The 17,605-nt window shown below is 60.0% G+C and carries 23 protein-coding genes; 10 read left to right on the top strand and 13 right to left on the bottom strand.

What is annotated here, in order from left to right; translation table 11 throughout:
• Positions 1-148 precede the first annotated feature (148 nt).
• Complete coding sequence (rpsA, locus tag BLW21_RS08130) at positions 149-1,972, bottom strand: 30S ribosomal protein S1 (RefSeq protein WP_092738954.1); 1,824 nt, start codon at positions 1,970-1,972, stop codon at positions 149-151.
• A 148-nt stretch (positions 1,973-2,120) separates the two neighbouring features.
• Positions 2,121-2,486 (bottom strand): hypothetical protein, encoded by a 366-nt coding sequence (locus BLW21_RS08125; protein ID WP_092738953.1) that lies wholly within the window; start codon positions 2,484-2,486, stop codon positions 2,121-2,123.
• A gap of 193 nt (positions 2,487-2,679) precedes the next feature.
• Between BLW21_RS08125 and BLW21_RS08120 the strand changes: the two genes are divergently transcribed.
• The gene (locus tag BLW21_RS08120; protein WP_092738952.1) at positions 2,680-3,345 is read left to right on the top strand and encodes a YggS family pyridoxal phosphate-dependent enzyme; all 666 of its coding nucleotides are present in this window, start codon (positions 2,680-2,682) and stop codon (positions 3,343-3,345) included.
• Between the two features lie 176 nt (positions 3,346-3,521).
• Positions 3,522-3,899, top strand: a complete 378-nt coding sequence (locus tag BLW21_RS08115; RefSeq protein ID WP_092738951.1) for a DUF423 domain-containing protein — start codon at positions 3,522-3,524, stop codon at positions 3,897-3,899.
• A gap of 116 nt (positions 3,900-4,015) precedes the next feature.
• Here the strand turns inward: BLW21_RS08115 and BLW21_RS08110 are convergent, their stop codons facing one another.
• From BLW21_RS08110 to BLW21_RS08095, 4 genes are all read right to left on the bottom strand, one after another.
• On the bottom strand, positions 4,016-4,558 hold the full coding sequence (locus BLW21_RS08110) for a DUF1573 domain-containing protein (RefSeq protein WP_092738950.1): 543 nt from the start codon (positions 4,556-4,558) through the stop codon (positions 4,016-4,018).
• A gap of 133 nt (positions 4,559-4,691) precedes the next feature.
• Positions 4,692-6,119: an ATP-dependent DNA helicase gene (locus tag BLW21_RS08105; protein WP_092738949.1), complete on the bottom strand. Its 1,428-nt coding sequence runs from the start codon at positions 6,117-6,119 to the stop codon at positions 4,692-4,694.
• A gap of 33 nt (positions 6,120-6,152) precedes the next feature.
• Positions 6,153-6,716, bottom strand: a complete 564-nt coding sequence (locus tag BLW21_RS08100; protein WP_092738948.1) for a hypothetical protein — start codon at positions 6,714-6,716, stop codon at positions 6,153-6,155.
• A gap of 2 nt (positions 6,717-6,718) precedes the next feature.
• Positions 6,719-7,153, bottom strand: a complete 435-nt coding sequence (locus tag BLW21_RS08095; protein WP_092738947.1) for a PaaI family thioesterase — start codon at positions 7,151-7,153, stop codon at positions 6,719-6,721.
• Between the two features lie 111 nt (positions 7,154-7,264).
• Between BLW21_RS08095 and BLW21_RS08090 the strand changes: the two genes are divergently transcribed.
• The 3 genes from BLW21_RS08090 (at position 7,265) to coaD (ending at position 9,359) form a co-directional block, all read left to right on the top strand.
• A complete protein-coding gene (locus BLW21_RS08090) occupies positions 7,265-7,771 on the top strand; it encodes an NUDIX domain-containing protein (protein ID WP_092738946.1) in 507 nt (168 codons plus the stop codon).
• A gap of 86 nt (positions 7,772-7,857) precedes the next feature.
• Positions 7,858-8,751 (top strand): DUF3822 family protein, encoded by an 894-nt coding sequence (locus tag BLW21_RS08085; protein WP_092738945.1) that lies wholly within the window; start codon positions 7,858-7,860, stop codon positions 8,749-8,751.
• A 134-nt stretch (positions 8,752-8,885) separates the two neighbouring features.
• On the top strand, positions 8,886-9,359 hold the full coding sequence (gene coaD, locus BLW21_RS08080; RefSeq protein WP_092738944.1) for a pantetheine-phosphate adenylyltransferase: 474 nt from the start codon (positions 8,886-8,888) through the stop codon (positions 9,357-9,359).
• 87 nt (positions 9,360-9,446) lie between these two features.
• On the opposite strand, the gene BLW21_RS08075 is transcribed toward coaD, so the two are convergent.
• Both BLW21_RS08075 and BLW21_RS08070 read right to left on the bottom strand, forming a co-directional pair.
• Positions 9,447-9,929: a hypothetical protein gene (locus BLW21_RS08075; protein ID WP_092738943.1), complete on the bottom strand. Its 483-nt coding sequence runs from the start codon at positions 9,927-9,929 to the stop codon at positions 9,447-9,449.
• Positions 9,930-9,951: 22 nt separating this feature from the next.
• On the bottom strand, positions 9,952-10,653 hold the full coding sequence (locus BLW21_RS08070; RefSeq protein WP_092738942.1) for an NUDIX hydrolase: 702 nt from the start codon (positions 10,651-10,653) through the stop codon (positions 9,952-9,954).
• A gap of 248 nt (positions 10,654-10,901) precedes the next feature.
• Here BLW21_RS08070 and BLW21_RS08065 point away from each other — a divergent pair, with 248 nt between their 5' ends.
• The gene (locus BLW21_RS08065) at positions 10,902-11,408 is read left to right on the top strand and encodes a metallophosphoesterase family protein (RefSeq protein WP_092738941.1); all 507 of its coding nucleotides are present in this window, start codon (positions 10,902-10,904) and stop codon (positions 11,406-11,408) included.
• A 108-nt stretch (positions 11,409-11,516) separates the two neighbouring features.
• Here the strand turns inward: BLW21_RS08065 and BLW21_RS21490 are convergent, their stop codons facing one another.
• Positions 11,517-11,690: a hypothetical protein gene (locus BLW21_RS21490; protein WP_175470902.1), complete on the bottom strand. Its 174-nt coding sequence runs from the start codon at positions 11,688-11,690 to the stop codon at positions 11,517-11,519.
• Positions 11,691-11,791: 101 nt separating this feature from the next.
• On the opposite strand from BLW21_RS21490, the gene ltaE reads away from it, so the two are divergent.
• From ltaE to BLW21_RS08045, 4 genes are all read left to right on the top strand, one after another.
• Complete coding sequence (ltaE, locus tag BLW21_RS08060; RefSeq protein ID WP_092738940.1) at positions 11,792-12,817, top strand: low-specificity L-threonine aldolase; 1,026 nt, start codon at positions 11,792-11,794, stop codon at positions 12,815-12,817.
• Positions 12,818-12,916: 99 nt separating this feature from the next.
• Entirely contained in the window at positions 12,917-14,179 is a 1,263-nt protein-coding gene (locus BLW21_RS08055; protein ID WP_092738939.1) for a cation:proton antiporter, read from the top strand.
• Between the two features lie 56 nt (positions 14,180-14,235).
• Positions 14,236-14,898, top strand: a complete 663-nt coding sequence (locus BLW21_RS08050) for a metallophosphoesterase (RefSeq protein WP_092738938.1) — start codon at positions 14,236-14,238, stop codon at positions 14,896-14,898.
• Positions 14,899-14,919: 21 nt separating this feature from the next.
• Positions 14,920-15,534, top strand: coding sequence for a DNA-3-methyladenine glycosylase family protein (locus BLW21_RS08045; RefSeq protein ID WP_092738937.1), 615 nt, complete (start codon positions 14,920-14,922; stop codon positions 15,532-15,534).
• 25 nt (positions 15,535-15,559) lie between these two features.
• Here the strand turns inward: BLW21_RS08045 and BLW21_RS08040 are convergent, their stop codons facing one another.
• The 4 genes from BLW21_RS08040 to ychF all read right to left on the bottom strand — a co-directional run bounded on the left by BLW21_RS08040 (position 15,560) and on the right by ychF (position 17,560).
• A complete protein-coding gene (locus BLW21_RS08040; RefSeq protein WP_092738936.1) occupies positions 15,560-15,751 on the bottom strand; it encodes a hypothetical protein in 192 nt (63 codons plus the stop codon).
• A 25-nt stretch (positions 15,752-15,776) separates the two neighbouring features.
• On the bottom strand, positions 15,777-16,034 hold the full coding sequence (locus BLW21_RS08035) for a hypothetical protein (RefSeq protein WP_092738935.1): 258 nt from the start codon (positions 16,032-16,034) through the stop codon (positions 15,777-15,779).
• A gap of 12 nt (positions 16,035-16,046) precedes the next feature.
• Complete coding sequence (locus BLW21_RS08030; protein ID WP_092738934.1) at positions 16,047-16,256, bottom strand: zinc ribbon domain-containing protein YjdM; 210 nt, start codon at positions 16,254-16,256, stop codon at positions 16,047-16,049.
• Positions 16,257-16,462: 206 nt separating this feature from the next.
• Positions 16,463-17,560, bottom strand: coding sequence for a redox-regulated ATPase YchF (gene ychF / locus BLW21_RS08025; protein ID WP_092738933.1), 1,098 nt, complete (start codon positions 17,558-17,560; stop codon positions 16,463-16,465).
• Between the last annotated feature and the right edge of the window lie 45 nt (positions 17,561-17,605).

The raw sequence follows: 17,605 nt of genomic DNA, 5'->3' as shown, positions 1-17,605 counted from the left end.
TTCATTGCAATAGCCATAGCTACCATTACAATACAGGTTTTTTGGCTTTGGCTTCGCTCAGAATGACTCTTACTTATAGTAAGCCCAAAAAAAGAGGCCCCGACTTGCGCCGGGGCCTCTCCTATTCACTTGTGGTAAGCGGTGAGGCTTACGACTCGTTGTCCATCATTTTGTCGCGCAGAGCCGACAGCGCATCGAGGTCACCGAGGGTCGATTTCTCGGCCGGGGTGGTCTTCTTCATGTCGCTGAGCTTGCCTTCGCCTTGTGGAGCAGCACCGGCAGCCGATGGCTTCTTCTTGGCGAACTTAGCCGAACGGCCTTCCTCTTCAGCCTGCTTGTTGTACACAGCCTGGTGCGAAAGTACCACGCGACGGTCATCCTTCGAGAACTCAATCACGCGGAATTCGAGCGACTCACCGTTCTCAGCCATCGAGCCATCCTCCTTCTGGAGCGACTTGGGGTAAGCGAAGCCTTCGATGCCGTAAGGCAACTCGAGCACCGCGCCGCGGTCGTTCTTGTCGATGATGGTGGCCGTGTGTACCGAACCGGGGGTGAACACCGTCTGGAACGTATCCCATGGGTTTTCCTCCAGCTGCTTGTGGCCCAGGGCCAGGCGACGGTTGCTCACGTCCAGTTCCAATACTACTACGTCCAGACGGTCGCCCACCTTCACCATTTCGGATGGGTGCTTGATCTTCTTGGTCCACGACAGGTCCGACACGTGCACGAGGCCGTCCACACCCTCTTCCAGCTCTACGAACAGGCCGAAGTTGGTCAGGTTGCGCACCAGGCCGTTGTGGTTGGTACCGATAGCATACTTCTCGGAGAAGTCGCCACGAGTCCATGGGTCTTCGCTGAGCTGCTTGATGCCGAGGCTCATCTTGCGGTCTTCGCGGTCGAGGGTCAGAATCTGCGCCTCTACTACGTCGCCCTGCTTGATGAAGTCCTGCGGGTTGCGCAGGTGCTGGCTCCAGCTCATTTCCGACACGTGGATCAGGCCCTCTACGCCGGGGATGATTTCCATGAACGCGCCATAGTCGGCTACGTTCACGATGCGGCCCTTCACCTTGGTGCCTACGCCCATGTCTTCGGGCAGCGAATCCCACGGATGCGGGGTCAGCTGCTTCAGGCCGAGGCTGATACGCTTCTTGGCTTCGTCGAAGTCGAGAACTACGATATTCAGTTTCTGATCCAACTGCAGAACCTCGCTCGGATGAGCAATGCGGCCCCACGAGATGTCGGTGATGTGCAGCAGACCGTCGACACCGCCGAGGTCGATGAACACGCCGAAGTTGGTCATGTTCTTGATAACGCCCTCCAGGATCTGGCCTTTCTCCAGGTTGTTGAGGATGGCTTCGCGCTGCTTCTCGAGGTCTTTCTCGATGAGCACCTTGTGCGATACCACTACGTTATCGAAAGCGGCGTTGATTTTCACCACTTTCACTTCCATGCGACGACCAACATAGATGTCGAAGTCACGGATGGGCTTCACGTCAATCTGCGAGCCGGGCAGGAAGGCCTCTACGCCGTCGAGGTCCATGATGAGGCCGCCTTTGGTGCGACGCTTCACCACGCCTTCGAGCACCGAATCATTCTCCAGAGCGTCGTAGATGGCTTTCCAGGCCTGCTTGATTTTAGCTTTCTTACGGCTCAGGATAAGCTGGCCGTTGGCGTTCTCCTGCTCCTCGATGAATACCTCCACCGTGTCGCCGGCCTTCAGGTCGGGCAGGTCGCGGAATTCGGACAGGGGTACCAGACCATCGGACTTGAAGCCGATGTTCAGGATCACGTCGCGGTCGGTCATGCCAACTACGGTGCCGGTTACTACTTCTTCTTCCTGAACGGTGGTGAGCGTACCGCTGTACATCTCTTCCATTTCGGCGCGCTGCTCGGAGGTATAGTTACCACCGAAGCCGCTAGCGTCCACGTTGTCCCAGTCGAAATTGTCAACTAATTCTACTTGCTCTGCCATGATATATTGCAGTGGCCCTGATGTACACGCCGGGAGCAGGGCCCACCTCCGCAACGCGTTTTTGCTTGATACCCAACGCTAAAGCGCCGGCCCGCCACCCTGGCAGGGCCGCAAAGATACGGAGTTTGGTGTAGGATTAAAAGGGCCCTTACTGCTTGGCTGTAAAGTTTCTGGTTTCTCCTGAAAAGCGGCGCAGTACCTCCGCCAAGCGGGTTAGGTCTGCATCCTGATAGCGCGCGGCTTCGATGGCCACATTGATGGCGTGTACATTCAGCAGCGCGGCTAACTCCTGCGGCTGATTCGTGGCAAGCGCCTGGCTAATTTCCTCCGCTTGCTGTCGCCAGACATAGGGATGAGCGGCGTTGACTTCAGGAAATACAATAGCCATTAACAAGCCCAGCAACCCAGTTTTTGGGGTTTCCTCTCTGCCGGACAGCCTCGTCAGCCGTTGCTCGATTGCAGCACAACACTCCAGTAACCTCTCCCCTCGCTCGCGGCTAAAAACATCATTCATAAAGACCTTATTCTGCTAACAGGCATTTCTATTTACCCTTTCAAACCTGAGGCAAGTATAACAATAAAGGCTGCCTGCTGTAACCGAGCTGCAACACAACCACTGTTGCCGGGTTGCTTACGACGCGGAAGCACTCAGAGCGCCCGCCAATCCCAACAGCGCCCTTTCCCACCGAAACCCCGAACTTGCCCGCATGTCTATTGCCGAAAACCTCCACCGCATTGAGCAGACCCTGGCCGGCACCAACGCCCGGCTGGTGGCCGTTACTAAAACCCACCCCGTAGCGCTGCTACAGGAAGCCTACGACGCCGGTAGCCGGCTGTTCGGCGAGAACCGGGCGCAGGAAATGGCCGCCAAGCAGCCCCAGCTACCCGCCGACGTGCAGTGGCACCTTATTGGGCAGCTGCAAACCAACAAGGTCAAGTACATTGCCAGCTTCGTGCACACCGTTCAGAGCGTGGACAGCCTGAAGTTAATGCTCGAAATGGAGAAGCAGGCCGCCAAACACGACCGGGTAATCGAGGGCCTGCTCCAGTTCCAGATTGCCGATGAGGACACCAAAACCGGCCTCACGCTGCCCGAAGCCGAAGAAATCCTCGGCTCCGAGGAGTACCGCGCCCTGCGCCACGTGCGCCTGACGGGCGTGATGGGCATTGCCACCAACACCGACGACGAGGACCAGGTGCGCCGGGAGTTCCGGCAGCTGCGCGGCTACTTCGACAAGCTTCGGGCCCTGTATTTCGCTGATGAGCCTGCTTTCCGCGAGGTGTCCATGGGCATGAGCGCCGACTACCCGCTGGCCGTGCGCGAAGGCAGCACCCTGGTTCGGGTGGGCAGCGCTATTTTTGGGCGCCGGTAGATTTGCACACAGTTATGCTGAGCGAAGGCGCAGCCGCAGTCGAAGCATCTTTACTGCAACAGTAACCCTGTCGTTGATTTTACCATTGCGGTAGAGATGCTTCGACTGCGGCTGCGCCTTCGCTCAGCATGACGAGGTATTACTGCCCGTTCATTACTCACCAAGAACCAATTCCAATGACTGCTAAAATTATCATCCAACTGGCGGCGCTGCTGGGCGCTTTGAGCGTGGGCATCGGGGCCTTTGCGGCGCACGGGCTGCGCAAGAGCCTGGAGGCGGCTGGGCGCTTCGAAACGTTTGAAACGGCCGTGCGGTACCAGTTTTTTCACACGCTGGCGCTGCTGGGCATTGGGTTGCTGCTGCTGATGCGGCCGGAACTGAAGAGCTTGGGCACCGTGGCGTGGCTGTGGCTGGGCGGCATCCTCGTGTTCAGCGGCTCGCTCTACGTGCTCTGCCTGACGGGCATTACCAAGCTCGGGGCCGTTACGCCCATCGGCGGCGTACTCTTCATTGCCGGCTGGATTATGCTGCTGCTGGCCGCCCGGCAGCTGTAGGGCTGAGCTAAGCTGATGGCTTTTAGCCTTTGGCTTTCGCTCTACCTTCTCAATCGAACAAGAAAAGGCGCTTCCCTGCGAGGGGAAGCGCCTTTTTTCACCTGGAAGAATTTGTCTTACGATTTCTTCTTGGCCTTGATTTTATTGTCATCCATCTTCAGCTTCGTTTTGCCGTCGGGGGCGCTCTGGTCTACCATCGACTCAATATTACCGGCGGGGGTAGTCTGCATAGAAGACGAGGCGGCACCGGCTTCTTTCACATCGCCGATAATGGCTACCATGGCGTTGCCGCCCACCGAGTTCGACTCGACGGTGAGCACCTTGTTTTGCATGCCATACTTGCCGGCCGTGTTGAACTTGGCCACCACCGTGCCCGACTTGCCGGGCATGATAGGCTCACGGCTCCACTCGGGCGTGGTGCAGCCGCAGGTAACACCGATGTTGGAGATGACCAGCGGCTGGGTACCCACGTTCTTGAACTTGAAGGTGTGGTCGACTACGGCACCCGTTGATACGGCCCCAAACTCGTATTTGGTTTCCTCAAACTGGATTTGCGGACCCGCCACTTTGGCCTGGGCGTTGGCCGGTTTCACAGATTGCGCCTGAGCGCTCAGGCCCATCACCGATAGCGACAGAGCCAGAAAAAGAACATTTTTCATAAGGCAAATGGGTAAATGACAGTGAAAAGTACGGAAAATTCTACCGAGGTGCACCAGCCAAGTTTCGGGCTAGTCTTGCTGATCCTTAACGCGGCCCATAGACGTTGAAGTTCATCGGACCATTCAGTATGACTTACTCGTCCTCGGCCGGGTCGCCGAGCAGCTTCTGGTTGAAATTAAGCAGAAACAGCTTCTCCGACGAGCGGGTGACGGCCGTGTAGAGCCAGCGGGCAAACTCGGAGTTCACCATGTCTTCCTTCAGGTAGCCGTGGTCGACAAAAACAGCCTGCCACTGGCCGCCCTGGGCTTTGTGGCAAGTGAGGGCGTAGGCGAACTTGACTTGCAGCGCGTTCAGGAAGGGGTCTTTGCGCAAAGCGGCACTCTTCTCTTTCTTGGTAGTAAGGTGGTTGTAATCTTCGCTGACGGCCTCGTAGAGGGCTTTGTTGCGGTCGGCGGGCAGGCCGGGGCTTTCGGTGTGCAGCGTGTCAAGCAGCAGCTTTACTTCCAGGTCGGGCTCGTCGGGGTAGTCCACGAGGCGCACGCGGGCATCGGCGAAGCGGAAGCCGAATTCCTCGGTGAGGCGGATGATTTTGACCACCTGCACGAAGTCGCCGTTGGCCAGGAAGCCGATGTCGGAATCCTTGGGCAGCCAGTAGTAGTTGTTGCGCACCACCATCAGGTAGTCGCCCGACTCAATCTCGTCTTCGGCCTCGAACAGGATGCGGCGGATGTACTGGTTGTACTGGTTGGCGTTTTTGTTGGAGCGGCAGATGATGGTGCTATTCTCGTAGCCGAAGTGCTTGTAGGCCCAACGCAGGCCGTCTTCGAGCTTGTCGGTGCCCATCGAGAAGATATCGGGGTAGCCTTTGGTGAAGAACTGGATGTTGGGCTCGGCCTGGCGCAGCTCCTCGCGCAGCACGGTGGCGTTCATCAGGATGCCCGACTTCTCGGCCTGGCGCATCACCTGGCGCAGCTCCACCGAGCCCACCTCGGCCCGGAACCGGTCGCGCAGCAGGTCGGGGTCGAGGGCGGGACTGAGCAGCTGGCCTACCGGAGGCAGCTGGGCAGTGTCGCCGATGAGCAGCAGGCGGTTTGACGTTTTTTCAAACACGTAGCTCATCAAGTCGTCGAGCAGGCCGGTCGAGCCAAAGGCCTTTTCGTCGGAAATCATCGAGGCTTCATCGACAATGAACAGTGTGTCCTGGGCGCGGTTGGGCTGGCGCTGAAACGTAAGGCCCTGGGCCGGCTGGCCGCTGGTCTGGCGGTAGATTTTCTTGTGAATGGTGCTGGCGGCCACGCCCGAGTAGGTGCCCATGACTTTGGCGGCGCGGCCGGTGGGGGCCATCAACACGTATTTGCGGCCCATCTGGTGCAGCCACTGCACCAGGGCGCTGACCACGGTGGTTTTGCCAGTGCCGGCGTAGCCCCGCAGCACAAACGCCTTACGGCCCGGCAAATCGTCCTTCAAAAACCCATCGAGCTGCTGAAACAGGGCAGCCTGGTCCTGGGTGGGCTCGAAGGGGAAATAGTCGCGGACGGAAGGAGTTCTGACACTTAGCATACTGTGCAAAGATACGGCATAGCCGTGCGGGGGCTACGGCAGCAGTACCGCGTCGATGGTTGCCCGGTAGGTGTACTTATTCCACAGCCGGAATCCTTGCTGAAGGGCGCGTTTCAGCCTTTTGCGCTCCTCCCGCCGCCAGCCTGGTATCCAAGGTTTAGTGTGAGGACCATGAAAGTCCATTTTCCCGTCCTGATTTATCTGGAAAATACCGTCGTTGAAATACAGCTTATCGAAAACCCGATTACGCACCGCACTCCTTCGGTCGCCATCGAACGGCACGCTTACTCCCGAGCCCACGTCGCTAAACGTACCCCAGATAGCCAAGCATTCCTTGGGCGGGCGCTTCTGCGACTGTTGTAGCCATTGCCACACACAGTCTAAATCAATCATGCGGGGCTGTTCTGCCTGAATATATATCTGAACGCCAAGCTTGGCAGCCAGTAGTCCGACCTCCTCGCTGGTTGTAAACAGAGGAATATTGCCTTGAGCGTCCGCCCAATATAGCTCCCGTTCGGGCTCATCAATCCACAGCGCGTAGCCATCCTGCTGCTGCCAGCGCAACCAACTCACGAAAAAACTTGCTGTCTCCTCCATAGTCAACTGGGCTCGATAACGGCCATGGTGGCCGTGGCTTTGGCAATCAGCTTGTCGTCGCACCACACCTCCGACTCGCAGAAGTGCAGGCGGCGGCCGGCTTTCAGCACCCAACCCACGGCCCGCAGGCGCTGGCCTACGCCAGGGTGCAGGTAGCTGGTTTTGAGCTCTACCGTAACTACGCCCGTGCCCTCGGGCACAAGCGTAACGGCCGCGAAACCGGCCACTAGGTCGGCCATGGTGGCCACCAGGCCGCCGTGGGCGAAGCCTGTGTGCTGCTGGTGCTGCTGCTGCAACGTCAGCTCAGCCTCGATGCGGCCGGGTTCGATTAGCGTGAGGTCGGCGCCGATGTGGTGCATGAAGTGCTGGCGGACCAGCTTGCGACGGATACGGGCTTGCAAGGCTTCGAGGGGTTCGGGAGTATTGGGGGTTATCATGGGGCAAAGGTGGGGTTTCGGCGGGTTGCGCGGCAGCTTCCGGGCGGCGGACGAACGAAATATCGGGCTGCCGAATGCGTTACTGCTTCATACTGTAGCTTTGCGTACTCTATGGATCTTCCTTCTACTGCCCCGTCTACTGAACTGCTGCAGGCCTATACCGGCCGGGCCCGGGTGCGGGTATGCGGCCTGCTCGTCCGCGAGGGCAACCTGCTGCTTACGGCCCACCGCGGCCTGCTGCCCGATGGGCTGCCGTTCTGGTCGCCGCCGGGCGGGGGCTGGCAGTTCGGCGAAACACTGCACCAAGGATTGCAGCGCGAGTTTGCAGAAGAAACCGGCCTGACTGTTTCAGTAGGCCGGTTTCTGCATCTGCACGAGTACCAGGACCCCACCTTGCAGGCGCTGGAGTTGTTTTTTGAGGTGCTGCCGCTCGATGCCACCGCCGTACCCCGCCTCGGTCGCGACCCCGAGCATGGCCCCGACGAGCAGCTGCTGACGCACTTGGAGTTTGTATCGCCGCGGCAGCTGGGCCAGCTGCTGCCCCGGCAGGTACACCCGGTGTTGCGCGACCTCATCAGCTCCGACGACGTGTTCATCCCGCAAATCCGGTTTAAGTAAAACCCGGCCCGTTGTACCTTTAAGGGCCGGAACGCTGCCTGGCACGCACTGGCCCTTTTTATTTCCCCTCTCCCCTTCTGTTGCCCATGTCGTCTTCTGCTGCTGCTGCTCCTGCTTCTTTGGCCCCGGCGGCCCTGCACCGCCTGCGCGACGAAACATTGGACCCCGAGCAGCTGGCAGCTTACAACCTCTACATCACGGCCGGCCCGGCCGGACTGCGCCTGGGCGTAGCCGATGCGCGGCGCAATAAGTTTCTGGTTCTCGAAGAGTACGCCGCCCCCGGGCCCGGCCTCAGCTACGCCCAGCAGTTGGCGGCGCTGGCCGCCGAGCACGACCTGCTGGGCCGTACCGGCTGGCACCGGGTGCGCCTGGCCGTGCACAACCGGGCCTTCACGCTGCTGCCCGCCGCCCTGTTCCGCTCCGGCGACGAAACCGCTTACCTGGGCCTGCATCATGCGCTGAACCCCGAGCACGAGTCGGTACACGCCTATGCCCACGGCGGCCTGGACATTGTGAGCTTGTTTGCGGCTGACCGGGGCCTGACCGGCTGGTTTGGGCAAGCCTACCCCGCCGGCCGTCTCGTACACCGCACCAGCGCCCTGCTGCAGGGTGTAGCGCAACAGAGCGAGGCCAGCGGGGCCAGCCGCATCTACCTCAGCATCGGTCCCGGCCAGCTAACGGTACTCGTGATGCAGGGCAAGCAGCCGCTGCTTTGCAATGTGTACCCCTTCAGCACGCCCGAAGACCTGATTTACTATGTTATCCTGGTGATGCAGGAGTTGCAGCTCGACCCCGACCAAGACCCGGTCGTCATCTGGGGTGATTTAATGCATGATTCGGAGCTGTTCACGATGCTGCGCAAGTATATCCGCCACCTGCGTTTCGGCAACCGCCCCTTCGATTTGGGCTACAGCTACCGCCTCAACGACCTGTTCGAGTATCGCTACTTCGAGCTATTTGCCCTGCACCTCTGCGAATAGGTGAGATGGTGAGCTAATGAAATAATGCGTTGATATTCGAGCGGCCAGACGGCGCAAATAGCGCAAATGGGTTCCCCAACATCAACGCACCATTTTACCAGCTCACCATTTCACCTCTAACCACCTCACCACCCATGCGCATCGCCCTGTTTCCTGGCTCTTTCGACCCGTTCACCAACGGCCACCTCGACGTAGTACGCCGGGGTACTGCGCTGTTTGATAAAGTCATTATTGCCATCGGCAACAACAGCAGCAAGCAGCGCTACCTGCCGGTGGGGCAGATGATAGAGCTGATTGAAGGCGTTTTTCACGACGAGCCCCGGGTATCGGTACGGGAATACCAGGGCCTGACGGCCGATTTCGCCCGCGAGGTGGAAGCCCGGTTTCTGCTGCGCGGCCTGCGCAACACCACCGACTTCGAGTACGAAAACACCATTGCCCAGGCCAACCGCCACATCAACCCAGCCCTCGAAACCGTTTTTCTCATCACCTCGCCCACGCTGGCCGCCATCAGCAGCACCATCATCCGCGAAATCCACCGCTTCGGCGGCAACATCGACGATTTCGTGCCCTTCGCCCTGCCGCAGCCCAAGTCTGAGTTGAAGTAATCGTTGACAGAAAAAGCCGCTGCATTCCCCTTATAAGGAGGAATGCAGCGGCTTTTTCTGTCAACGGTTATCTATTCGGCTTGCCTGCTAGCGCCGGGCTACTACGCGCATGCCGATGAGTTCGGTGCTGTTGCCGGGGCTCATAACGGGCAGCACCAGGTAGTCGGGCGAAGTCAGGCTTAGATTGGCATCACGCAGCAGGTTGTCTTCATCGACGCCGAGCAGCACAATGTCGCGCACTTTGCGGCTGCTGGCGTCGAAGGTCACAACCAGCGTGGTGCCGTTGCGCTCAAAGGTATTAATCCAGTCCTGGCCCCGGGTAGCCTTCATCTGGGTGGCCGTAGGGTCCAGACCAATGGCCTGTTCGCGCGTTTCCTTGGGGGCACCGAGCGTGCGACGCAGCTGGTCGATATTACGACCCACCAGGGCCGGCACATCGACTACGGCAGTGCTGCCGCTTTCGGCAGTGCTGGCAGAGGGGCTGCTCCGTTCGCCGGCCACCTGCGAGCCGCTGCAGGCAGTAGTGAGGGCAGCGAGAAAGGCCAGGGCAACGTATAGATTTGGGCGCATGAGTAACGGGTTTAGGCTAAAGCTAAGAAGTTTTTTCGGGGCTTGGCGCAATCTGGCCCGCCATTTTGCTCAGGTAATGGCGCACCACCAGCGCAATGCTGGCATACGATTCGTCGAGTACGCTGAGCGCCTCCTGGGGCGTCATCCAGCGCACTTCTTCAATATACTCCTCCGCCTGCGGCTTCATCAGCGTGTCGTCGAGGCAGGGCATGGTATACCAGTTGGTTTTCTTGAGGATTTTGTTGCCGTTGTAGGCGTAGGAGTGCCAGGTACTGGGCAGCTTTTCGCCCAGCTCAATCTTTACATTACACTCCTCCTCCACTTCGCGCAACGCACCCAGGGCCGGGTCTTCGTCCTTCTTGAGCTTACCCTTAGGCAAATCCCACTTGCCGAGGCGGAAAATCATGAGCACCATGCCGTCCTTTTCCACCAGTCCGCCGGCCGCTTTCACGATGCGGAACTGGTCTTTGAGGTGCAGGATGAGCCGCTTTTTCTTGCGGGCCAGCAGCGTCATAGAGGTCAGCTTTTTCAGCTTCTTCACCTCCATTAGCCGCAGCAACCGGTCAACGAACCCATCGGTTACGTCGCGCACCAGCACATCGCCAATCAGGTCCTTCGACGAAAACTCGTCCTCCGGATTCAGAATCAGGTCGTACTTATGCTTGTAAATCTTTTCGCTGTTTTTTTTAATAATCAGCGGAATGTCGTTGATGAAAACGTTCATCTCGGCGGGGTGAGCAGGAGGCAAGTGAAAACGAAAGCGACTGGCTGCAAAGCACAGCATATTTCTCCGGAAACGAAAAGGTTGCCGGGCCGGGCAAGATACGCGAAGCAGGCGGTTGGGTTCGCAAGAAGCGAAATAGGGAGCTGGTAGAATGATGGGGGAAAGTTCAGTGGCGCTGCTTGCGCTACTTGTGCCGTAAGCGCCCCAGGACATCAACTCCCTGTTTCACCACTTCCTACCTTCGCCCCATGAAAAAAATCGGCCTGCTTTCCGACACCCACAGCTACCTCGACGACCGGATACTGCACCATTTGCGCGGCTGCGACGAAATATGGCACGCCGGCGACTTTGGCAACGCGGCCGTTGTGGAGCAGCTGGAGCAGCTGGCGCCGCTGCGGGGCGTGTATGGCAACATTGATGGGCGCGACGTGCGCCTGAGCCAGCCGCTGGTGCAGAGCTTCGAGCTCGAGGGCCTGCGGGTGCTCATGACGCACATTGGCGGCTACCCCGGCCACTACAGCCCCGCTGGGCGCGCCCTGGTAGCGCAGCACCGGCCGGGCCTGTTCATCAGCGGCCACTCGCACATCCTCAAAGTAATGCCCGACAAGGCCCGCCAGTTGCTGCACCTCAACCCCGGTGCGGCCGGCCGCCACGGGTTTCATCAGGTGCGTACGCTACTGCTTTTTGAGGTGGCTGGTGGCAAAGTGCAGCAGTTGCAGGCCGTGGAACTAGGCAGCCGCGGGAAGGGCGAATGAGCCCTGTCAACCCAAAAAGTGCCTTCCCTGACGTAGAGAAGGCACTTTGAAAAGGCTGGCTAGCAAACCCACCGACACCGGGATACGGGCAGCCAGAGGCGGCGCGGGTTAGGCGGCGGCTTCGGTTTTGGCTTCGCTCTTCTGGCCGAAGCGCGACTTCAGCTCGTCGAGGTCCACGTTCTTCAGAACGGGGGTCAACAGGAGTTGCTTGATGATGCGCTGCTTGTTGTTGGCGCGGGCAATGTTCTTGCGGTGCTTCCGCTTCAGACGGGTAACGCTCATTTTTTCCGGGTCGGTTAAGTCTTTCGGTAATTGAGGGGCAAAAGTAACGACTAAATTTGACACCCGAAAACCTTTCGCTGATTTTACCCTTACTACCTCCCATGACCCACCCCCTTATCGACCTGCGCTCCGACACCGTTACCCGCCCCACGCCCGCCATGCTGGAGGCCATGTTCCAGGCCCCGGTCGGCGACGACGTGTATGGCGAAGACCCCACCGTGCGGGCCCTGGAGGCCGAAACGGCCGCCCGCTTCGGCCTCGAAGCCGGCCTGTTCTGCCCCTCGGGCACCATGACCAATCAGGTCGCCATCAAGGCCCACACCGAGCCCATGAGCGAGGTTATTTGCGAGCAGACTTCGCACATCTATTTGTGGGAAGTGGGCGGCATTGCCTTCCATTCGGGCGCTTCGGTGGCCCTGTTGGCCGGCGACCGGGGCCGCCTGACGGCCGCGCAGGTGGAGGCCGCCATCCGCCCCGAGAATGTGCACTACCCCATCACCCGCCTGATTTCCCTCGAAAACACCCACAACCGGGGCGGCGGCAGCTGCTACGCCCTACCCGAGTTGGCGGCAGTGGCCGAAGTAGCCCACCGCCACCGCCTGCCCCTGCACCTGGATGGGGCCCGGGTGTTCAACGCTCTGGTAGCCACCGGCCAGGATGGCCGCGAGTACGGCCGCCTGTTCGATACTATTTCGGTGTGCCTGAGCAAGGGACTGGGCGCGCCGGTGGGCTCGGTACTGCTGGGCTCCAAGGCGTTTATTGCCAAGTGCCAGCGGATTCGCAAGGTAATGGGCGGCGGCATGCGGCAGGCCGGCTACCTGGCCGCCGCGGGCCTCTACGCCCTCGAGCACAACGTTGCGCGCCTCGCCGACGACCACCGCCGCGCCCGGCAGCTGGCCGACATGCTCACGGCCCGCTCCTACGTGACCGAGGTGCTGCCCGTCGAAACCAACCTTGTTATATTCCGCCTCGCCGATGCCATGCCCGCCGAGCATTTTCTGGCGCACCTGGAGCAGCGCGGTATCCGGGCCTCCTCGTTCGGCCCCCAGCTCATCCGCTTCGTTACGCACCTTGATGTGGACGACGCCATGCTGACGCGGGTAGAAGCGGCCCTGGCCGAGTTGTAGGACGGAAGCGGCAGCCGCTCAACTCCGTTTCGCGCTACGATTCCTTGATTCGTTTTGAATTTGCGTCTTTTACTGAAATCCTTTTCCCTCTTTTTCTGCATGGAGTTATATAATACCCTGACGTTGCTATTGGTCATAGCGGCAGCTTTCGGTTACATCAATCACCGTTTCCTGCGGCTGCCTTCCACCATCGGCCTGATGATTCTGGCCCTTGTTTCCTCGATGGTGGCCATTGGGCTGGGCCGGCTGGGGGTGCATTGGGTGCTCACGGCCAGCCAGCTCGTGCGCAGCATCGATTTCCATAAGGTGCTGATGGAAGTGATGCTGAGCTTCCTGCTGTTTGCCGGCGCGCTGCACGTCGATGTGCGTACGCTGGGCAAGGAGCGCGGGGCGGTGGCGGCCATGGCCGTCATCGGGACGCTGCTCTCGACGCTGCTCGTGGCCACGGGCATGTACTACCTGCTGCCGCTGATGGGCTTCCCGACGCCCTACATCTATTGCCTGCTGTTCGGGGCCCTGATTTCGCCCACCGACCCGATTGCCGTGATGGGCATTCTCAAGCAGGCACGCATCAGCAAAAACCTGGAAATCAAGATTGTGGGCGAGTCGCTGTTTAACGACGGCATTGCCGTGGTGGTGTTCATCAGCCTCTACGAAATTGCCGTGTATGGCACCGACAAGGCCACGGCCTCGTTTATCGGCGAGCTGTTTTTGCGCGAGGCGGTGGGCGGAATCATTCTGGGTGTGCTGCTGGGCTACGCCGCCTACTGGGCCCTGCGCACCATCGATAACTACAAGATTGAGGTACTCATTACGCTGGCCCTGGTGATGGGCGGCACGGCCCTGGCCTCATCCTGGCATACCTCGGGGCCGCTGGCTATTGTGGTAGCGGGCCTGATTGTGGGTGATAAGGGCCGGGCAAAGGGCATGTCGGACCTGACGCGTGAGTACCTCGACAAGTTCTGGGAAATGCTCGACGAAATCCTGAACGCGGTGCTCTTCGTACTTATCGGCCTTGAAATGCTGGTACTCGACATCAGCAACTCGGTGCTGCTGGTGGGCGTGGTGGCCATTGTGCTCACGCTGCTGGCCCGCTTTATCTCGGTGGCGCTGCCGCTGAGCTTTCTGCGCCGCTACACCGATTTCAACGGGCCCACGTTGCGGGTGCTCAGTTGGGGCGGTTTGCGGGGCGGTATTTCGGTAGCGCTGGCTTTGTCGCTGCCCGCCACTATGCCCCGCGACCTGATTGTCGGCATCACTTACGTGGTCGTCGTGTTCAGCATCATCGTGCAGGGCCTCACCATCGGGCCGCTGGTCAAGAAACTTGGCCTTAGCACCGAGCCCGAGCCAGGGATGCACTAATTTCCAAGCTGTTAGCTGACAGCTTTCATTCAACAGAAGTGGCTAACAGCTTACCAATGAATCTATTCGTTATCGGCGACGTGCATGGGTGCTCCCACACCTTCCGGGCGGTGTTGCGGCACTGGCAGCCGGAGCAGGAATTGCTGGTGCAGGTGGGCGACCTGGTAGACCGGGGCCACGGCGTGCCCGATTGCGTAACGCTGGCCCGCGAGCTGGAAGCGGCCCACCCCGACCGCACGGTGTTTCTGCTGGGCAACCATGAACATGCCATGATGCGCCACTACGGCCCCCACGGCCCCCACCGGCCGTGGCTGAGTTGGGGCGGCCAGACGACCGTGGATCAGTACCGGGGGCGGCCCCAGCTTCTGCGCGAACACCTGGCCTGGCTGCACGAGAGGCCCCTATTCTGGACCAACGACCAGGTAGTGGTCAGCCACGCCGGTTTTGCCGGCACGCCCACGCCCCTGGAGCCCGACGACCCCAACGGCGTGCTGTGGCGGCGCGGGCCGCTGCTGGCGCTGGAGAATCGCCGCCAGGTGGTGGGGCACACGCCCACCCCGGATGGGAAAATCCTGCTCGACTCGCTTACCAACGCGCTGTACGTCGACACCGGAGCCTACCTGAACCGGGGCCTGATTGGCGTGCGCCTCTCGGCAGCCGGCGAGGTATTGGCCGAATTTGCGGTACCCACCTCGCCGCTTGATATCGACTTGGAATAGCCGTCGGTTACCTTTTGCCCTATGCCTACTCCCTCGCCCGAAGCCGCCCTGCGCTACCTGTGCGCCGCCGACCCGGTGCTGGCCCGCCTGATTGACGCCGGCCGGCCCATTGCCCCCGCTGCCCACGAAGACCTGTACCTGGGCCTGCTACGGGCCATCGTGAGCCAGCAGATTTCGACCAAGGCCGCGGCAGCTATCTGGCGCAAATTCCAAGCGCTATTCGGGCCCGAGGGCTACCCCGAGCCGGCGGCGCTGCTGGCGTTTTCCGACGAGGAGCTGCGCACGGCCGGCCTCTCGCACCAGAAAGCCGGCTATCTGCGCGCCATTGCCAATTTTTACCTGCGCGATGAGCTCAACCACGCCCGTCTCAGCCAGCTGGATGAAGAGGAATTAACCCGGCATCTCACCCAAATAAAAGGCGTAGGCCGCTGGACCGCCCAGATGCTGTGCATGTTCGCGCTGGACATGCCCGACGTATTCCCGGAAGGCGACCTGGGCATCCAGAACGCCATGCGCCGCCACTACGGCCTCGAAGAAACCGGCCGCGCCCTGTTGCGCCGCCTCACCGCGCTGGCCGAGCCCTGGCGCCCCCACCGCACTCTGGCCAGCAAGTACCTTTGGCAGTCGTTGGATTGAGGCGGTGAGTGAAGTAAAAAGTCACTCATTCGCCATTGCGGCGGGCGTCGCGGATGCCGAGAGCAATGGCGACAAAGGTGGACAGTAGCGGCACAAAGAAGCCGAACAGCAGCCAGGGCCAGAACCGCCGCCCATACATGTGGGCAATGTAGACGGTAATCAGCGCCGAAATCAGGCAGACGGGCAGGGCAAACAGCAGGTTATCAATAATTCCCATGAAGAAACGGGGCGGTGATTACGGGTTATTGATAAGCAACCGGAATCTGGGCCAGCTGTTCGGCTAGCTGCCAATTGGCGGGCGCCAGGTTGGGATAAAACAAGCCAGCCCCGGCCGCCAGCCACTGCGCCCGATACTGCCGGGCGGCGGTGGGCGTAGCGTCGTGGTAGCCAAACTCGGCTCCGCAACAACCGCACAGCGTATGGTCGGGCGTGTGCCCATCGGGTCCCCAGGGCGACTCATCGTAATCGAGGCCGCACACGCGGCAGAACCACAGCGGCATGGTGCGGGGCCGCTAGGCCTTCTTCAGAAACTCGGTTTTCAGCACCATGGTGCTGCCACCAGCCCGGCCCTCTACTTCGGCAGGGCTGTTGGTGAGGCGGATGTTCTTGACCACCGTGCCGCGCTTGAGCGTGAGCGACGAACCCTTCACTTTCAGGTCCTTAATCAGCGTCACCGAGTCGCCCTCGGCAAGCAGGTTGCCGTTGCTGTCTTTTACATCCATAGCCTTGGGGCTGAGCTGTTAGCTGGCATACTGACTGCCAGTTTTTTAGATTCAGAAAGTGTAGAAGCTATGCGGTTTTACTTGTTCCGGAAAAGCGGGCAACGAGCGTGGTGCTACGAAGCCGTAGGGCAATTCGTGGCACCACTCCGTTCAACGAGCCAGCTACAAAATCCGTGAAATCCGCTAGAATCCGTGCTAATCCGTGATCAGACGTTGAAGCGGAAGTGCATGATGTCGCCATCCTGCACCACGTACTCCTTGCCTTCCACAGCCATTTTACCGGCTTCCTTGATTTTGGCTTCCGTCTTGTACTGCTGGTAATCGGGCAGTTTGATTACCTCGGCCCGGATGAAACCCTTCTCAAAATCGGAGTGGATGACGCCGGCGGCGGCGGGGGCTTTGTCGCCCCGGTGCACCGTCCAGGCCCGTACTTCCTGCACACCGGCCGTGAAGTAGGTAATCAGGTTGAGCAGCGAGTAGGAAGCGCGGATGAGGCGGTTGAGGCCCGACTCGGTGAGGCCGTACTCGCCCAGGAACATTTCTTTTTCCTCGGGGTCTTCCATTTCGGCAATCTGCGACTCGATGGCGGCCGACACCAGCACCACTTCGGCACCCTCCTGGGCCACGTGGGCCTGCAGGGCCGCCACGTGGGCATTGCCATTCTGGATGCTGCCTTCGTCTACGTTGGCCACGTAAATCACGGGCTTAATGGTGAGCAGCTGCAAATCGGCCACTGCCTCCAGCTCCTCGGGCGTAACGTCGAGGGCGCGGGCGTTCTGGCCGGCCTCCAGGGCATCCTTGAACCGTTGCAGCACCACCACTTCCTTCTTGGCGGCCGCATCGCCGCTCTTAGCCGAGCGTTCCGACTTAGCCAGCTTCTTATCAACGCTCTCCAGATCCTTGATCTGCAGCTCGGTGTCGATTACGTCCTTGTCAAACACCGGATCGACGCCGCCGGCCACGTGCACGATGTTCTCATCATCGAAGCAGCGCACGACGTGGATAATGGCGTCGACCTCGCGGATGTTGGCCAGGAATTTATTGCCCAGGCCTTCGCCCTTGCTGGCGCCTTTCACGAGGCCGGCAATATCGACGAACTCGATAATGGTGGGCAGCACCCGCTTGGGGTTTACCAACTCCTCCAGAATCCGCAGCCGCTCGTCGGGCACCGTAATCACGCCCACGTTGGGCTCGATGGTGCAGAACGGGTAGTTGGCCGATTCGGCTTTGGCGTTGGAAAGGGCGTTGAAAAGCGTGGATTTGCCAACATTCGGCAGGCCGACGATACCGCAGCGGAGACCCATTGTATTTGGTTGAAATGAAGAAGTAGAAAGTAAAAATTGCCCCGG

Source organism: Hymenobacter psychrophilus (genome assembly GCF_900107135.1).
GTDB classification, from domain to species: Bacteria; Bacteroidota; Bacteroidia; order Cytophagales; family Hymenobacteraceae; genus Hymenobacter; species Hymenobacter psychrophilus.
The sequence above is the reverse complement of the archived record's forward strand: the minus strand, read 5'-3'. Positions and strand labels throughout refer to the sequence as shown.

What these genes read in the sequence shown, in the direction of transcription:
- rpsA (WP_092738954.1), bottom strand. Translation starts at nt 1,972, where the DNA reads ATGGCAGAGCAAGTAGAATTAGTTGACAATTTCGACTGGGACAACGTG.
- BLW21_RS08125 (WP_092738953.1), bottom strand. Translation starts at nt 2,486, where the DNA reads ATGAATGATGTTTTTAGCCGCGAGCGAGGGGAGAGGTTACTGGAGTGT.
- BLW21_RS08120 (WP_092738952.1), top strand. Translation starts at nt 2,680, where the DNA reads ATGTCTATTGCCGAAAACCTCCACCGCATTGAGCAGACCCTGGCCGGC.
- BLW21_RS08115 (WP_092738951.1), top strand. Translation starts at nt 3,522, where the DNA reads ATGACTGCTAAAATTATCATCCAACTGGCGGCGCTGCTGGGCGCTTTG.
- BLW21_RS08110 (WP_092738950.1), bottom strand. Translation starts at nt 4,558, where the DNA reads ATGAAAAATGTTCTTTTTCTGGCTCTGTCGCTATCGGTGATGGGCCTG.
- BLW21_RS08105 (WP_092738949.1), bottom strand. Translation starts at nt 6,119, where the DNA reads ATGCTAAGTGTCAGAACTCCTTCCGTCCGCGACTATTTCCCCTTCGAG.
- BLW21_RS08100 (WP_092738948.1), bottom strand. Translation starts at nt 6,716, where the DNA reads ATGGAGGAGACAGCAAGTTTTTTCGTGAGTTGGTTGCGCTGGCAGCAG.
- BLW21_RS08095 (WP_092738947.1), bottom strand. Translation starts at nt 7,153, where the DNA reads ATGATAACCCCCAATACTCCCGAACCCCTCGAAGCCTTGCAAGCCCGT.
- BLW21_RS08090 (WP_092738946.1), top strand. Translation starts at nt 7,265, where the DNA reads ATGGATCTTCCTTCTACTGCCCCGTCTACTGAACTGCTGCAGGCCTAT.
- BLW21_RS08085 (WP_092738945.1), top strand. Translation starts at nt 7,858, where the DNA reads ATGTCGTCTTCTGCTGCTGCTGCTCCTGCTTCTTTGGCCCCGGCGGCC.
- coaD (WP_092738944.1), top strand. Translation starts at nt 8,886, where the DNA reads ATGCGCATCGCCCTGTTTCCTGGCTCTTTCGACCCGTTCACCAACGGC.
- BLW21_RS08075 (WP_092738943.1), bottom strand. Translation starts at nt 9,929, where the DNA reads ATGCGCCCAAATCTATACGTTGCCCTGGCCTTTCTCGCTGCCCTCACT.
- BLW21_RS08070 (WP_092738942.1), bottom strand. Translation starts at nt 10,653, where the DNA reads ATGAACGTTTTCATCAACGACATTCCGCTGATTATTAAAAAAAACAGC.
- BLW21_RS08065 (WP_092738941.1), top strand. Translation starts at nt 10,902, where the DNA reads ATGAAAAAAATCGGCCTGCTTTCCGACACCCACAGCTACCTCGACGAC.
- BLW21_RS21490 (WP_175470902.1), bottom strand. Translation starts at nt 11,690, where the DNA reads ATGAGCGTTACCCGTCTGAAGCGGAAGCACCGCAAGAACATTGCCCGC.
- ltaE (WP_092738940.1), top strand. Translation starts at nt 11,792, where the DNA reads ATGACCCACCCCCTTATCGACCTGCGCTCCGACACCGTTACCCGCCCC.
- BLW21_RS08055 (WP_092738939.1), top strand. Translation starts at nt 12,917, where the DNA reads ATGGAGTTATATAATACCCTGACGTTGCTATTGGTCATAGCGGCAGCT.
- BLW21_RS08050 (WP_092738938.1), top strand. Translation starts at nt 14,236, where the DNA reads ATGAATCTATTCGTTATCGGCGACGTGCATGGGTGCTCCCACACCTTC.
- BLW21_RS08045 (WP_092738937.1), top strand. Translation starts at nt 14,920, where the DNA reads ATGCCTACTCCCTCGCCCGAAGCCGCCCTGCGCTACCTGTGCGCCGCC.
- BLW21_RS08040 (WP_092738936.1), bottom strand. Translation starts at nt 15,751, where the DNA reads ATGGGAATTATTGATAACCTGCTGTTTGCCCTGCCCGTCTGCCTGATT.
- BLW21_RS08035 (WP_092738935.1), bottom strand. Translation starts at nt 16,034, where the DNA reads ATGCCGCTGTGGTTCTGCCGCGTGTGCGGCCTCGATTACGATGAGTCG.
- BLW21_RS08030 (WP_092738934.1), bottom strand. Translation starts at nt 16,256, where the DNA reads ATGGATGTAAAAGACAGCAACGGCAACCTGCTTGCCGAGGGCGACTCG.
- ychF (WP_092738933.1), bottom strand. Translation starts at nt 17,560, where the DNA reads ATGGGTCTCCGCTGCGGTATCGTCGGCCTGCCGAATGTTGGCAAATCC.